Genomic DNA, 14,729 nt, shown 5'->3' on the forward strand with positions numbered 1-14,729 from the left:
CCCAATCGCGAGCAGGCTCGCTCCCACAGGGGGGCTGCGGCGCACACAAATCCAATGTGGGAGCGAGCAGGCTCGCGATGAGGCCCTTGGAAACACTGAAGGTCTTGAGCGGTACTTGCATCTTCAGTCCCCCACCCGCATAAATTACCCCATGAATCTGCCCATCCCCACGGACGCGGCCCTGGCAGGCTTCCACCCCGCCGTCAGCGCCTGGTTCAGCAACACGTTCCCGACGGTCACCGCCGCCCAGGCCCTGGCGTGGCCGTTGATCCGCCAGCACCGCTCGACACTGATCGCCGCGCCCACCGGGTCCGGCAAAACCCTCACGGCATTCCTTGCGGTCATCGACGATCTGGTCCACCGGGGTCTGGACAACGGCGGCCATCTGCCCGACGAAACCCTGGTGGTCTACGTCTCACCACTGAAAGCCCTGTCCAACGACATCCAGATCAACCTGCAAACCCCGCTGGCCGGCATCACCGAGCAATTGCGCGCCATGGGCCTGCCCCAATTGCAGATCAACACCGCCGTGCGCACCGGCGATACGCCGCAAAAAGAGCGCTCGGCCATGCGTCGAAATGCGCCGCACATTCTGGTGACCACCCCGGAATCCCTTTATGTGCTGCTCGGCTCCGACTCCGGCCGGCAGATGCTCGGCACCACGCGCACGGTGATCGTCGACGAAATCCACGCCATCGCCGCCAGCAAACGCGGCAGCCATTTGGCGCTGAGCCTCGAACGATTGCAGGCGCTGTGCGCCGCCTCGCTGATGCGCATCGGCCTGTCCGCCACGCAAAAACCCATCGAAGCGGTCTCGCGCTTTCTGGTTGGTCGTGATCGCGAGTGCGAAATCATCGACATCGGCCACGCCCGTCCGCGGGATCTAGACATCGAAGTGCCGCCAGTGCCGTTGTCGGCGGTGATGGCCAACGATGTCTGGGAACTGGTCTACGACCGGCTCGCCGCCCTCGCCCGCGAACACCGCACTACCCTGGTTTTCGTCAACACCCGGCGCCTGGCCGAGCGCCTGAGCCGGCATTTGAGCGAGCGTCTTGGCAAAGAGGCCGTCGCCGCGCACCACGGCAGCCTGGCCAAGGAGTTTCGCCTCGACGCGGAACAGCGGCTCAAGCGCGGCGACCTGCAAGTGCTGATCGCCACGGCCTCGCTGGAGCTGGGGATCGACATTGGCGACGTCGACCTGGTGTGCCAGATCGCCTCGCCGCGCTCGATTGCCGGGTTTCTGCAACGGGTCGGCCGCTCCGGGCACCAGGTCGGCGGCACGCCCAAGGGCCGTTTGTTCGCCACCACCCGCGATGACTTGATCGAATGCACCGCCCTGCTCGACTGCGTGCGCCGTGGCGAACTCGACACCTTGCAGATTCCCAAGGCGCCGCTGGACGTGTTGGCGCAGCAGATCATCGCCGAAGTCAGCTGCCAGGAATGGCAAGAGCAGGCCTTGCTGGAAATGTTCCGCAAAGCCTCGCCCTACGCCGAACTCGACGATAAACATTTCCAGGCGCTGCTGCACATGCTCGCCGAGGGCTACAACGGTCGGCAGGGCATCCGCAGCGCTTACCTGCACCGCGACGCCGTGACCCGCACATTGCGCGGTCGTCGGGGCAGCAAACTGACAGCCGTGACCAGCGGCGGAACGATTCCGGACAACGCCGATTACAGCGTGCTGCTCGAACCTCAAGGGCTGAACATCGGCAGCGTCAACGAAGACTTTGCGGTGGAAAGCATCGCCGGGGATATCTTCCAGTTGGGCAATACGTCGTATCGAATCCTGCGCGTCGAAACCGGCAAGGTCCGGGTCGAAGACGCTCAGGGCCAGCCGCCGACCATTCCGTTCTGGCTCGGTGAAGCGCCTGGGCGCAGCGCAGAATTGTCATTCGCCGTGGCGCGCCTGCAAGCGCAGCTCGACGAATTGCTCGGCGCCACACCGGGCAACTTGCAGCCGGCCATCGACTGGCTGACCGACACCCTCGGCCTGAACCTGGCCAGCGCCGAGCAACTGATGGATTACCTGGCCAGGGCGCGCCTGACGCTCGGCGCCCTGCCGTCACAAGACACGCTGCTGATGGAGCGGTTTTTCGATGAGTCCGGCGGCACGCAACTGATTATCCACACGCCGTTCGGCAGTCGTATCAACCGCGCCTGGGGCCTGGCCCTGCGCAAGCGTTTCTGCCGCACCTTCAACTTCGAATTGCAGGCCGCCGCCAGCGAAGACGCGATCGTGCTGTCGCTGTCCACCAGCCACAGCTTCGAACTCGACGACGTCTGGCGCTACGTGCACAGCAACTCGGCGGAGCACCTGCTGATCCAGGCGATACTCGATGCGCCGCTGTTCGGCGTGCGCTGGCGCTGGAATGCCGGGGTGGCGCTCGCGTTGCCGCGTTACACCGGTGGGCGCAAAGTCGCGCCGCAGATCCAGCGGATGAAAAGCGAAGACCTGATCGCCAGTGTGTTCCCCGATCAGATCGCCTGCGTGGAAAACCTCGCCGGCGAACGTGAAGTGCCCGAGCATCCGTTGGTGGAACAGACCCTCGATGATTGCTTGCACGAGGCCATGGACTGCGAAGGCTGGCTGGCGTTGTTGCGGCGCATGGAAAGCGGCGACGTCCGACTGATCAGCCGCGATTTGCCGGCGCCCTCGCCACTGGCAGCTGAAATTCTCAGCGCCCGCCCCTACACCTTTCTCGACGATGCACCACTGGAAGAGCGCCGCACGCAAGCGGTGCTCAACCGGCGCTGGACCGATCCGCAGTCCACTGACGATTTGGGTGCGCTGGACGCCGAAGCGATTCAAGCGGTGCGCGACGAAGCCTGGCCAGCCCCCACAAGCGTCGATGAAATGCACGAGGCCTTGATGAGCCTGGCGGGCATCTCCGAAGCCGAGGCGCAGGCCAATGCGCATTGGCTGGACTGGCTGAACGCCCTCGCTGAAAGCGGCCGCGCCAGCCGTTTGCAGATCAATGCCGGGCAATCGCTGTGGCTGGCGCTGGAGCGATTGACCTGCCTGCGGGCTATTTATCCACAGGCGATGTTGCTGCCACCAATCGAGGCGCTAACGGGATTCGATGAAGTCTGGGAGCCGGATGAAGCAGTGCTGGAAGTGATTCGCGCGCGGCTCAGTGCGTTTGGTCCACTGCCGTTAAAAGCGATTGCTGAACCCTTGGGATTGCCGGCCATTGAAGTCACCCAAACCCTGGCGCAACTGGAGCGCGAAGGTTATGTGCTGCGCGGTCAATTCACCCCTGGCGCCAGCGAGGATGAATGGTGCGAACGGCATCTGTTGGCGCGGATTCACCGCTACACGGTCAAGCGTCTGCGGCGTGAGATCGAGCCGGTGGCGTTGCAGGATTTCATGCGGTTTCTGTTCGACTGGCAGCATCTGTCCGCCGCGACTCAAGGCCAAGGCAACGCGGTGTTGCCCTCCATCCTCGCGCAGTTCGAAGGCTACCCCGCCGCGGCTTCAGCCTGGGACAGCGACATTCTGCCGATGCGGATCAAAGGCTATTCGGCGAGTTGGCTGGACGACCTGTGCCGCAGCGGCAAACTGGTGTGGACTCGCCTGACTGCGCGCAACAGAAGCGCCGGCACGGCGCTGCGCAGCACGCCGATTCTGTTGCTGCCGCGCAGTCAGGTCGGGTTGTGGAGCAGCCTGACCGAACAGACCCCGGTCAGCGAACTGTCGCCCAAGACGCAGAAGGTTTACGAAGCGCTCAGCCAACACGGCGCGCTGTTTTTCGATGAGTTGATTCACGAGGCGCATCTGCTGCGCGCCGAGCTGGAAATTGCCTTGCAGGAACTGGTCGGCGCCGGGCTGGTAAACGCCGACAGTTTCGCCGGCCTGCGAGCGCTGATCACACCGGCCAGCAAACGGCAGAATCGCAGCAGCCGACGCGGGCGTGGGGCGTTTGTCGGCGGGATGGATGATGCCGGTCGCTGGGCCTTGCTGCGACGGGGTCCCGCCGCGCCGGTTGTGGATAACAAACGGCCGGCGCCGACGCCGAGCGACACCCTGGAACACATCGCCATGACCTTGCTTCGGCGCTACGGCGTGGTGTTCTGGCGCTTGCTGGAGCGGGAGGCGGATTGGCTGCCGAGCTGGCGGGAATTGCTGCGCACCTTCCATCGTCTGGAGGCACGGGGGGAGATTCGCGGCGGGCGGTTTGTCAGTGGGTTGGCCGGGGAGCAGTTTGCGTTGCCGGAGGCAATTCCGCTGCTGCGTGAAGTGCGGCGCCGACCGCATGGCGGGAGTCTGATTGCGGTGTGCGGGGTTGATCCGCTGAACCTTGCGGGGACGTTATTGCCCGGCGCGAAGGTGCCGGCGTTGGCAAGCAATCGGTTGGTGTATCGGGATGGGTTGCCAGCGGCGGCCGAGATTGCCGGCAAGCAGGTTTACTGGGTGGAGCTGGATCAGCAATTGGCGTCCGAGTTGCACAACAAACTGACCCGGCATTGATGGTGTGTGGGCGGGCCTCTTCGCGAGCAAGTCGAATCGTCGCACCGCCGCTCCCACATTTGAACTGTGTTGGTCACAAAATGTGTATACACAGCAGATCCCCTGTGGGAGCGGTGGTGCGACGATTCGACTTGCTCGCGAAGAGGCCATCAGCACCAATACAAAATCATTGGGTACGAGGCTGATCCGGCAGCATCACCGGCGAATTTTCGGCCACCGGCCCATCATCTGCCATCGCCTGCCTCGGCATCAAAACCTGCTGTGGATAAGTCTGCGCGAAATGCACCCACGGGCTGTTATCCACAAGCTTCTTCAAGCGCTGGTTAAACGCCCGGCTCACCGCATATTGCCCCCCCGACACCGTGCGAAACTGCGCCGTCAGCACTACTCCGTTGAGGTCCATTTTGTCGACGCCGAACACGTCCAGCGGCCCTTGCAGGTTGTACTTGAGAAATGCGTCCTCACGGATCGAGTCCCCCGCCTCACGGATCAACTCGATGGCCTTGTCGACATCGGTGTCGTAGGTGAACTGCACCGAGAAAAACGCGTAAGCGAACTGCCGCGATTGGTTGGTCACAGCCTTGATCTGGCCGAACGGCACCGAGTGCACGAAACCCTTGCCGTCACGCAGGCGCAAGGTGCGGATGGTCAGGCCCTCGACCGTGCCGGCGTGGCCGGAGTCGAGCACCACCCAGTCGCCGATCGACAGGGTGTCTTCGATGATGATGAACAGTCCGGTGATCACGTCCTGCACCAGTTGCTGCGAACCGAAACCGATGGCCAGGCCGACCACCCCGGCACCGGCCAGCAACGGCGCAACGTTTATCCCGAGGTTGGCCATGGTGGTGATCGCGCAGATCACCACGAGGATGATTTTGATCGCGTTGCGCAGCAGCGGCAGGATGGTTTTGACCCGCGTGCTGGGCTGCGTCGTGCGTTTGTTGAGCGGCGGTTTCAGCGCTTCCTGGATTGCCGTATCCAGCACGACCCACAGCAACCAGGTCACCAGAAAGATCAGCCCCATGCTACTCAACGACTCACTGATCGCCCGCCCTACCGAGTTTTTCTCGGCGAATTCGAACAGCGACACGCCCCAGATCCGCCCAAGGATTTCGATGAACGCCACGGCCATGACAATCCGCAGCAACGCATGCAGCAGACTGAGGAAGCGCTCCTTGTAGGCGCTGCTGTGCTGGATCGCGGTGACCTGACGCGACTTGAACATGTGCTGGAAAATCGTGCTGAGAAACACCGTGGCGATCAGCAGGATGGTGGTGAACAACGCACAGCGCAGGGCTTTCTGATTGTCATCGCCGACGCCGAGCAAGTTGATCGCCGAGACCATCACCATCAGCAGAATCGGCCAGTACCAGAGCCCGGAAAAGATCCGCAGGGATTCTTGCAGTGACGGCTGTTTGAGGCGCTGGGCCAGCGGCCGGTTACGGATCAGATGCGCCACCGGGCGCCTTAGGCGAATCACCAATAATCCGAAAATGATCGAGACGAAAAAACCGGTCAGCACTGCAGCGCTGCTGGTGATGTTGCCGCCCAGTTGCCGGGCGATTTGCGGGCTGGTCAGCGCATCGCTGAGCGCAGCGAGGAAGCCGATCAGGAACAGCGGCCGTGGGCAGAAATCGCGGATGATCTGCACCGCCGTGCGCTTGTGGCCGGTGTTGAACATGACGATCACGCAGAGCAGTATCGAGGTCGAGAAAATCCCGCTGCTGGTGGCGTAGGCAAAACACAACGCCAGCGCGCGGCCCACCGAGGCCGGCAGGAAATGGCTGACGTAGAGGGTCAACGGCAGACAGATCAAGGCCGGCAGCGTGTAGGGCAACACATAATTGAGCAAATCCTGACTGCGTTGGCGGGTGCGCAGCCAGCGGCCCTGGTTCAAGCGTTTGGCGAGGATCCCGCCGAGCACGGTGAGCAAGGCAAAGGTGCCGAGCCAGATCCCGGATAACATCAGGAAGTCACCGATCACGCTCCAGCCTGAACGGCTCGAGGGTCGATTGACCAGTTTGTCCACTTCATCCGCCGCCCGATCGGCCCGCAGGCGCCAGGCGTCGACCAGGTCTTCGTTGAGGTCGAGCTTGTCCTGAACGTCGTCGATGCTGGAACTGATGGCCCCGAGCAGGCCGCCCTGGACCAACGGTTCCGGCGCAGCGGGCTCCTCGGCAGCGGCGGGAACACCCGGCAACGCGGCGGCTTCCAGCTCGTTGCTGCCCAGAAACAGCAACGCCCCCAGTAGTATCGCGGTCTTGAACTTGAGCAAAACGGGAAGCTCCTTGGGAAGGGTCTGTAAGGAACTGATCGGCAAATGGCGGGCAAGTTCGGTTTTGCCCGCGAGATAACAGCCAACACATCCCCCTGTCTGATCGTTCCCACGCTCCGCGTGGGAATGCAGCCAGGGACGCTCTGCGTCCCAAGAGCGGACGCGGAGCGTCCGATGAGGCATTCCCACGCAGAGCGTGGGAACGATCTTCACCAAGCAGGACGATCTTTGCGCACAAGGCAAATATCAAATGCCCACCCTTCTATTTTTCCGCACAACCCAAACCCCGACACTGCGCTCCATCAATCAAACACACCGGAGTTGCAGTCATGCCCATTGCCTTGCTCGCGCTGACCCTCAGCGCCTTCGCCATCGGGACGACCGAGTTCGTCATCGTTGGCCTGTTACCCACCATCGGCGCCGACCTCGGTGTCAGCCTGCCGTCCGCCGGCCTGTTGGTCAGCCTCTATGCCTTGGGCGTTGCCATCGGCGCCCCGGTGCTGACCGCCCTCACCGGCAAAGTCCCGCGCAAATTGCTGCTGTTGTCGCTGATGGTGCTGTTCACCCTCGGCAACCTGCTGGCGTGGCAAGCCCCAAGTTATGAATCGCTGATCCTCGCGCGGATCGTCACCGGTCTCGCCCACGGGGTGTTTTTCTCGATTGGCTCGACCATCGCCACCAGCCTGGTGCCGAAGGAAAAAGCCGCCAGCGCGATTGCGATCATGTTTACCGGCCTGACCGTAGCGCTGGTCACCGGCGTGCCCTTGGGGACGTTTATCGGTCAGCATTTTGGCTGGCGTGAAACTTTTCTCGCCGTATCCGCATTGGGTGTGATCGCCTTTATCGGCAGCCTGCTTTACGTGCCGAAGAACATCGCCCACAGCAAACCCGCTTCGTTGCTGCAGCAATTGCAGGTACTCAAGCAACCGCGCCTGCTGCTGGTGTACGCCATGACCGCGGTCGGTTACGGCGGCTCGTTCATCGCCTTCACCTTCCTGGCGCCGATTCTTCAGGACATTTCCGGCTTCAGCGCCGGCACCGTTAGCCTGGTGTTGCTGGTCTACGGCATCTCGGTGGCCGTCGGCAATATCTGGGGCGGCAAACTGGCGGACAAACGCGGCCCGATCAGCGCGCTGAAAATCATCTTCGCCCTGCTCGCTGCCGTGCTGTTCGTGCTGACCTTTACCGCCGGCAACCCATGGCTGGCGCTGGCCACCGTGCTGGTCTGGGGCGCGGTCGCATTCGGCAACGTGCCAGGGCTGCAGGTGTATGTGGTGCGCCAGGCCGAGCATCACACGCCGCAGGCGGTGGACGTGGCGTCGGGGCTGAACATCGCGGCCTTCAACCTAGGCATCGCCGGTGGCGCGTGGGGTGGTGGTCTGATCGTTGCTCATATGGGTCTGATCCACACGGCGTGGATTGGCGGGTTGGTGGTGTTGGTTGCGCTGGTGCTGACGGCGTGGAGTGGGCGTCTTGACCGCCTCGGCCCTGCGTATGCCGAGAGCTCAACCCGTATCGTCGCCACACACTGAATCCCCCTTGTAGGAGCCGGCTTGCTGGCGATAGCGGTGTGTCAGTCACATAGATGTTGAATGTGCCATCGCTATCGCCAGCAAGCCGGCTCCTACAGGTCCGTGCGTCTATTCAAGCTGTGCACCGTCCGTACTCCCGTCGAAACTTTCTCGGTTATCCCACGGTCATCAAAAGACAGGGGCAACCGAGGACCATTAGACGGGAGGCGACATGGCGGCGATTCACATTGGTATTTCAGGCTGGCGCTACACACCCTGGCGGGGAGGTTTCTACCCGAAGGGGCTGACCCAGAAGCGCGAATTGCAATTTGCGTCACGGGCGGTCAACAGCATCGAAATCAATGGATCGTTTTACGCCCTGCAACGGCCTGAACGTTATGCCCAGTGGTACGCCGAAACCCCGGCGGACTTCGTGTTCAGCGTTAAAGCCCCACGGTTCATTACCCACATCAGACGTCTGCGGGACATTCATAAACCGCTGGCGAACTTCTTTGCCTCCGGGATCCTGGAGCTCAAAGAAAAACTCGGCCCGATCCTCTGGCAGTTCCCGCCCAATTTCAAATTTGACGTCGAGCTGTTCGAGAGTTTCCTCGAGCAATTGCCCCACGACACCCAACAAGCAGCCGCCCTCGCCCGCCAGCACGATTCACACCTGCACGGCCCCGCCAGCCTGAAGGCGTACAAGAAAAAGCCGCTGCGTCACGCCGTTGAAATCAGAAACGAGACCTTCGTTGATCCGGCGTTCGTGCGCCTGCTCAAGCGCTACAACGTTGCCCTGGTCATCGCCGACACCGCCGGAAAATGGCCGTACCGCGAAGACGTCACCAGTGATTTCGTTTACCTGCGCCTGCACGGCGCCGAAGAACTCTACGCCAGCGGCTACACCCCCGAGGCGCTGGAACGCTGGGGCGAGCGGATCGACGCCTGGAACCACGGCCGGCAACCGGCGGATCCGCAACTGATCGCACCTCGACAGAAGCCGAAAGCGCGCAAGTCCCGGGAAGTGTTCTGCTATTTCGACAACGACATCAAAATCCGCGCGCCCTTCGATGCGCGACGCCTGCTTGAGCACTTCCATCTCGACAAGGACCTCGCTACCGCCCCCGGCGAACCTGTTGCCGAAGGGGTATTGCCATGAGCATTTCCGAACCGGTCGGCACCACCGACGAGCAGCAACCCATCATCACCGCCGTGCGCCGTTTCACCGTGCTGACGGTCAATACCCACAAGGGTTTCACCGCGCTCAATCGGCGCTTCATCCTGCCGGAACTGCGCGAAGCGGTGCGCAGCGTGTCCGCTGATGTGGTGTTTTTGCAGGAAGTCCACGGCACCCACGAGCATCATCCCCAGCGCTACAGCAACTGGCCGACGATGCCGCAGTATGAGTTCCTCGCCGACTCCCTTTGGCCGCAGTTTGCCTATGGCCGCAACGCGGTGTACCCGGCGGGTGATCACGGCAATGCGCTGCTGTCGAAATTTCAGATTATTCGCCATGACAACCTCGACGTTTCGATCAGCGGCCACGAGAACCGCGGCATCCTGCATTGCGTGCTGCGCCTGCCGGGCGATGGCCGGGAAGTGCACGCGATTTGCGTACATCTGGGGTTGCGTGAGTCCCACCGAACGGAACAACTGAAGTTGCTGGCACGACGCCTCGAAGAACTTCCGGACGACGCCCCGGTGATTATCGCCGGTGACTTCAACGATTGGCGCCAGCGCGCCGATGCGTTGCTCAAGCCCTGCGGTCTGCGCGAGGTGTTCGCCGAACACCACGGCAAACCGGCGCGCAGTTTTCCGGCGCGGATGCCGGCGCTACGACTGGACCGCATCTACGTGCGCAACCTCAAGGCCAGCCGTCCGCAAGTGCTGGCGGCGCGGCCCTGGTCACACCTTTCCGACCACGCACCGCTATCGGTGGAGATCGAGCTATGAGCAGCGCCCCGATGGAAAAAGCCACCGTTGAACACGTACCGACCACCCCACCGGTCCGTGAACCCGGCGTGGTGGACGTTGAATACGGCTGGCAGGGCAACAACCTCGTGGAAATGCTGGAAAACGGCGAAGCCTATTTCCCGCGGGTGTTCGAGGCCATGCGTCAGGCCAAGACTGAAATCCTCCTGGAAACCTTCATTGTGTTCGAGGACAAGGTCGGCAATGAGCTGCAGCAAGTGCTGATCGAGGCCGCACAGCGCGGCGTACGGGTCACGGCCAGCCTCGATGGATTTGGCTGTGGCGAGTTGACGACCGGGTATCTCAATGCGTTGAGCGAAGCCGGCGTGCGCCTGCAAATATTTGATCCGGCACCCAAGCATCTGGGTATCCGCACCAACTGGTTCCGCCGCCTGCACCGCAAGATTGTGGTGGTGGACGGCACGATTGCGTTCATCGGCGGGATCAACTTTTCCGCCGATCATCTGGCCGACTTCGGCCCCGAGGCCAAGCAGGATTACTCGGTTGAAGTACAAGGCCCCGCAGTGGCGGACATTCATCATTTCGCGCTGCTGCAAAGTGGCCGCCCGGGTCGCGCCAAATACTGGTGGCAACGCCGTCGGCAGCGGCGCTCGGAACTGGCGTTCAGCGACCACGACGGCCAGGTTCGCCTAGTGTTCCGCGACAACGGCGACCATCGCACGGATATCGAAGAGGTTTACCGCCAGGTGCTGCGCAGTGCCCAGCGCCGTGTGGTGATCGCCAATGCCTACTTCTTTCCGGGTTACCGCTTGCTGCGCGAGATCCGTAACGCAGCTCGCCGTGGCGTGGACGTGCGTCTGATCCTGCAGGGGCAACCGGACATGCTGGTGGCCAAACTGGCCGCGCGCATGACCTACGACTATCTGCTCAAGTCCGGCGTGCAGATCTACGAATACTGCGAACGCCCGCTGCACGGCAAAGTCGCGCTGGTGGATGAGGACTGGAGCACCGTCGGCTCGAGCAATCTTGACCCGTTGAGCCTGTCCATGAACCTGGAAGCCAATGTGTTGATCCGCGACCGAGCCTTCAACCAAGACCTGTTCGAACGGCTCGAAGTGCTGAGCAATAACCATTGCAAAGCCATGTCAGCGGACAAGTCACCGCGCGGACGGATCTGGCACATGACCGTCGGCTTCCTGGTGTTTCACTTCCTGCGCCATTTCCCGGCATGGGCCGGTTGGCTGCCGGCGCATAAACCTCGTCTGAAACCCTTCACTCATGCAGCCGGGAGCGACCACCATGGACCGCGTTGAAGCTCAACCGGCACCTCACGATGACAGCGCAACACCTGTCCCGGAAAAGAAAACACGCTGGAGCCGCTGGAAAAAACCGCTGACGATGCTGTTTTTCCTGGCGCTGATCGTGCTGTTGACGATGCTTGCCCAGCGCATCGAATGGGATGAAGTGTTCCACACCCTGGCCAATTTCAAAGTGCGCACGCTGATCATTGCGTCCGGCCTGACGCTGGTGAGTTTTCTGGTGTACGCCTGCTTCGACCTGATCGGCCGCACCTACATCCGGCAGGACCTGACCTGGAAACAGATCTTGCCCGTGGGAATCATCAGCTACGCCTTCAACCTCAACCTGAGCGCCTGGGTCGGCGGAATTGCCATGCGTTATCGCCTGTATTCACGACTCGGGGTGAGCAAAAGCAACATCGCCAAAATCCTCGGGCTGAGCCTGGCGACCAACTGGTTTGGCTACATGGTGATTGCGGGCGCGGTGTTCAGCAGCGGACTGGTGAGAATGCCGCCGGGCTGGAAGTTGAGCAGCGATGCGTTGCAAGGTGTGGGCGTGCTGCTGTTGCTGGTGAGCGCGGGGTATCTGGCGGCGTGCCAGTTCTCCAAGCGTCGGGAATGGTCGATACGCGGAGTGGAAATCAACCTGCCGTCGCTGCGCATGGCGGTGCTGCAACTGGCCCTCGGGGCGCTCAACTGGTCGCTGATGGCGGCGGTGATTTTCACGTTGTTGCCGAACAAGCTGGATTATCCGTTGGTGCTGGGCGTGTTGCTGATCAGCGCGATTGCCGGGGTGATTACTCACATTCCTGCGGGGCTTGGGGTGTTGGAGGCGGTGTTTGTGGCGTTGTTGCAGCATGAGGCTTCGCGAGGAAGCCTGGTGGCGGGGTTGCTGGCGTATCGGGCGATCTATTTTATCTTGCCGTTGCTGATTACGTTGGTGATGTATTTAGTCGTGGAGGCCAAGGCCAAGTCGCTGCGGATTGCCAAGAAACCTTCATGAGATTTTTGGTGAGGCGGATGACGCCTTCGCGAGCAAGCCCGCTCCCACAGGGTTCTCCGGTGCTAACGCTATTTGCGTGACCCCGCTGAACCTGTGGGAGCGGGCTTGCCCGCGAAGGCGTCCGCAAGACCACCGCTCATTTTGATTGAATAATGCTCAACCGCTCACCCACGACCATCTCGGTAATCCAGTCCACCAGAATCGACGTATACGCCTGTTGCGAAACCGGCTCGCTCAACGCGTGATCGGCGCCGTCGATAATCCGGTGCGTCAGCGAATGCGTCTGCTGGCACGCGGCGCGGTAGCTCATGATCGTGGCGTGAGGCACGAAGTCGTCGGTCTCGGACTCCACGAGCAGCACATCCCCGGTGAATTGCGAGCAGGCATGCAGTGCGCGATTGCTGTCGGCGCGCACCAGCGTGTTGCGGTAATCGCGCAAATCCGCCTTGTCCAGTTCACGTTTGGGCGTGTGCCATTCATCGTCGCGATACAGCGCCGGCACCCGCAGCGCCAGCCAGCGTACCGGGCGCAACGAAGTCAGAATCGAGGCCAGATAACCGCCGTAACTGGTGCCGACCACCGCAATGGCGGAAGTGTCGAGCGCCGGGTGAGCGAGCAAGCGGTCGTATGCCGCCAGCAGGTCGCGCAGGTTGTCTTCACGGGTGACGCGAGTGAGCGGGATGCCGGTGCCGCCGGTGTGCCCGCGCAAGTCGAACGTCAGGCACACACATCCCAGGCCGGCGATGCCTTTGGCCCGTTCCAGGTCCCGTTCCTGGCTGCCACCCCAACCGTGCACAAACAACACGCCGGGGACTTTCGATTTGGGGCTCAGAAATGTCCCGCTCATCTGTTCATCGTCGATGTCGATCTGAATGGTTTCGCTTCTAGCCGTCATAGGATTTGACCGTTACGTACTTGAGAAGAAAGTCACTGTTTTCCGCCGGCCCGCGGTACACCTCGATGGCGTCCGCCGGCAGCGGTTGATCGATGTAGGTTTCTACCGAAGACACGCGAATCGCACGCATCGCCGGGTCGTTGACGAAGCTCTGCAACGCCGCCACTTCGGCACTGCTGGCACCGCCCATGCGCCAGGACTGTTCGAGCACGCCGCTGCGCTGCTGGCCGTTACTGTCCAGGCCTTGGGCGATGTCATAGTTGCGACGCGAGGCGTAGAAACCGGGATAGGCCTCGTCCGCCGCGCTGTCGAACACTTGCGCTTGCTGGATCGCCAGGCGCACATCGTCAGGCAGGTCCAGTTCCAGCAAATCTTCGTAGTACCCCTGCACCACCAGCAGATTGGACCCTCCATAAACCTGCTCGCCCTGACCGTCTTCGGTCAAGTATTGATCACCGCAATAGCTCAGCACCCTGCCGCCGATAAAGCTCTGGCCGACGCTGTGGGTGATCACGTTGTCGAGATCCTGTTCAAGCACCACACCTTCGCCAAACAGTGCCTTGGCATCGGTGCGAGCCAGAACGGCGTCGAACTGGTCGAGGCCTTTGATCACTTCCTGACCACGTCCGGCGCAGGCATGAATCGGCTTGATGCGAATAGGGCCGGCGTCGAGCAAATGCTCCGCCGCTGGCCGCGCATCGTCGAACGAGAACACGCTGAGGCCATCGAGCACGACGTTGCGCACCCGTTGGGAAAACAGCGCAGACCAGCCTTCCGGGGCGTGCGCATTTTTATTGCGCAACCCGTGGCTGATGGCTTTGGTGCAGATGAAATCGTGGTCGACGTAACCACCCCACAAATCGTCAGGCCCCTTGATGCCCAATGCCTGGGCGGCAGCGACGCCGACCAGGGTTTGGGTCGGCAACAGATAAAGATCCCGGCCGTTATGAAGTTCGGGGTCGTAACTGCCGCCGAACTTGAGACCCAGGATTTGCGCCAGCCAGCGGGCCAGCGCGCGATTGGTCTCGATTTCGTGCTGGGGCGCCTCGGGGCGGACCGAGTGGGCGACCACCAGTTTCTTGCGGTTTGTTGGGGTCATGCGTCCCCCTTCAATCTGCGTTTGATGAATGTAGTTGATGGGGTGCAGAGATCAAGCCATTGAGGGTTGGTTAGAAACGACTTCCGAATCAGGCAGTTGCTTCGAAGGTGATAGCACTAAGCCTGTTTTATTCTGCACGACGAGAGTTCTAACTCCTGCATTTTGCACGACTGACACGGATCTAATGTGGGAGCGGGCTTGCTCGCGAATGCGGTGTATCAGTCAGCGTCAATGTCGACTGACACGCC

The 14,729-nt window shown here is 61.8% G+C and carries 9 protein-coding genes; 6 read left to right on the forward strand and 3 right to left on the reverse strand.

Annotation, left to right across the window (positions count from 1 at the left end; all coding sequences use genetic code 11):
* The first annotated feature begins 151 nt into the window (after positions 1 to 151).
* Complete coding sequence (locus ACA072_RS25840; RefSeq protein ID WP_497621463.1) at positions 152 to 4,468, forward strand: Lhr family helicase; 4,317 nt, start codon at positions 152 to 154, stop codon at positions 4,466 to 4,468.
* A gap of 166 nt (positions 4,469 to 4,634) precedes the next feature.
* Here the strand turns inward: ACA072_RS25840 and ACA072_RS25845 are convergent, their stop codons facing one another.
* Positions 4,635 to 6,743 carry a mechanosensitive ion channel family protein gene (locus ACA072_RS25845; protein WP_497621464.1) on the reverse strand — a complete coding sequence of 703 codons (2,109 nt, stop codon included), beginning with the start codon at positions 6,741 to 6,743 and terminating at the stop codon, positions 4,635 to 4,637.
* Between the two features lie 329 nt (positions 6,744 to 7,072).
* Between ACA072_RS25845 and ACA072_RS25850 the strand changes: the two genes are divergently transcribed.
* The 5 genes from ACA072_RS25850 to ACA072_RS25870 all read left to right on the forward strand — a co-directional run bounded on the left by ACA072_RS25850 (position 7,073) and on the right by ACA072_RS25870 (position 12,487).
* The gene (locus ACA072_RS25850) at positions 7,073 to 8,275 is read left to right on the forward strand and encodes an MFS transporter (protein WP_497621465.1); all 1,203 of its coding nucleotides are present in this window, start codon (positions 7,073 to 7,075) and stop codon (positions 8,273 to 8,275) included.
* Positions 8,276 to 8,486: 211 nt separating this feature from the next.
* Entirely contained in the window at positions 8,487 to 9,413 is a 927-nt protein-coding gene (locus tag ACA072_RS25855) for a DUF72 domain-containing protein (protein WP_497621466.1), read from the forward strand.
* Positions 9,410 to 10,207, forward strand: a complete 798-nt coding sequence (locus ACA072_RS25860; protein ID WP_497621467.1) for an endonuclease/exonuclease/phosphatase family protein — start codon at positions 9,410 to 9,412, stop codon at positions 10,205 to 10,207. Before ACA072_RS25855 ends, ACA072_RS25860 begins: the two co-directional genes overlap by 4 nt.
* Complete coding sequence (gene clsB / locus ACA072_RS25865) at positions 10,204 to 11,499, forward strand: cardiolipin synthase ClsB (RefSeq protein ID WP_497621468.1); 1,296 nt, start codon at positions 10,204 to 10,206, stop codon at positions 11,497 to 11,499. Before ACA072_RS25860 ends, clsB begins: the two co-directional genes overlap by 4 nt.
* Entirely contained in the window at positions 11,486 to 12,487 is a 1,002-nt protein-coding gene (locus ACA072_RS25870) for a lysylphosphatidylglycerol synthase domain-containing protein (protein WP_497621469.1), read from the forward strand. Before clsB ends, ACA072_RS25870 begins: the two co-directional genes overlap by 14 nt.
* 136 nt (positions 12,488 to 12,623) lie before the next feature.
* On the opposite strand, the gene ACA072_RS25875 is transcribed toward ACA072_RS25870, so the two are convergent.
* Both ACA072_RS25875 and ACA072_RS25880 read right to left on the reverse strand, forming a co-directional pair.
* Positions 12,624 to 13,382: an alpha/beta hydrolase family protein gene (locus ACA072_RS25875; RefSeq protein ID WP_109635233.1), complete on the reverse strand. Its 759-nt coding sequence runs from the start codon at positions 13,380 to 13,382 to the stop codon at positions 12,624 to 12,626.
* Positions 13,372 to 14,481 carry a DUF3182 family protein gene (locus tag ACA072_RS25880; protein ID WP_497621471.1) on the reverse strand — a complete coding sequence of 370 codons (1,110 nt, stop codon included), beginning with the start codon at positions 14,479 to 14,481 and terminating at the stop codon, positions 13,372 to 13,374. The genes ACA072_RS25875 and ACA072_RS25880 overlap by 11 nt, the downstream gene beginning before the upstream one ends.
* Positions 14,482 to 14,729: the final 248 nt, after the last annotated feature.

It is taken from the genome of Pseudomonas sp. LBUM1656 (assembly GCF_059716065.1).

Coding starts and splice junctions, on each gene's coding strand:
- ACA072_RS25850 (WP_497621465.1), top strand. CDS start 7,073: ATGCCCATTGCCTTGCTCGCGCTGACCCTCAGCGCCTTCGCCATCGGG.
- ACA072_RS25840 (WP_497621463.1), top strand. CDS start 152: ATGAATCTGCCCATCCCCACGGACGCGGCCCTGGCAGGCTTCCACCCC.
- ACA072_RS25880 (WP_497621471.1), bottom strand. CDS start 14,481: ATGACCCCAACAAACCGCAAGAAACTGGTGGTCGCCCACTCGGTCCGC.
- ACA072_RS25860 (WP_497621467.1), top strand. CDS start 9,410: ATGAGCATTTCCGAACCGGTCGGCACCACCGACGAGCAGCAACCCATC.
- ACA072_RS25870 (WP_497621469.1), top strand. CDS start 11,486: ATGGACCGCGTTGAAGCTCAACCGGCACCTCACGATGACAGCGCAACA.
- ACA072_RS25855 (WP_497621466.1), top strand. CDS start 8,487: ATGGCGGCGATTCACATTGGTATTTCAGGCTGGCGCTACACACCCTGG.
- ACA072_RS25875 (WP_109635233.1), bottom strand. CDS start 13,382: ATGACGGCTAGAAGCGAAACCATTCAGATCGACATCGACGATGAACAG.
- clsB (WP_497621468.1), top strand. CDS start 10,204: ATGAGCAGCGCCCCGATGGAAAAAGCCACCGTTGAACACGTACCGACC.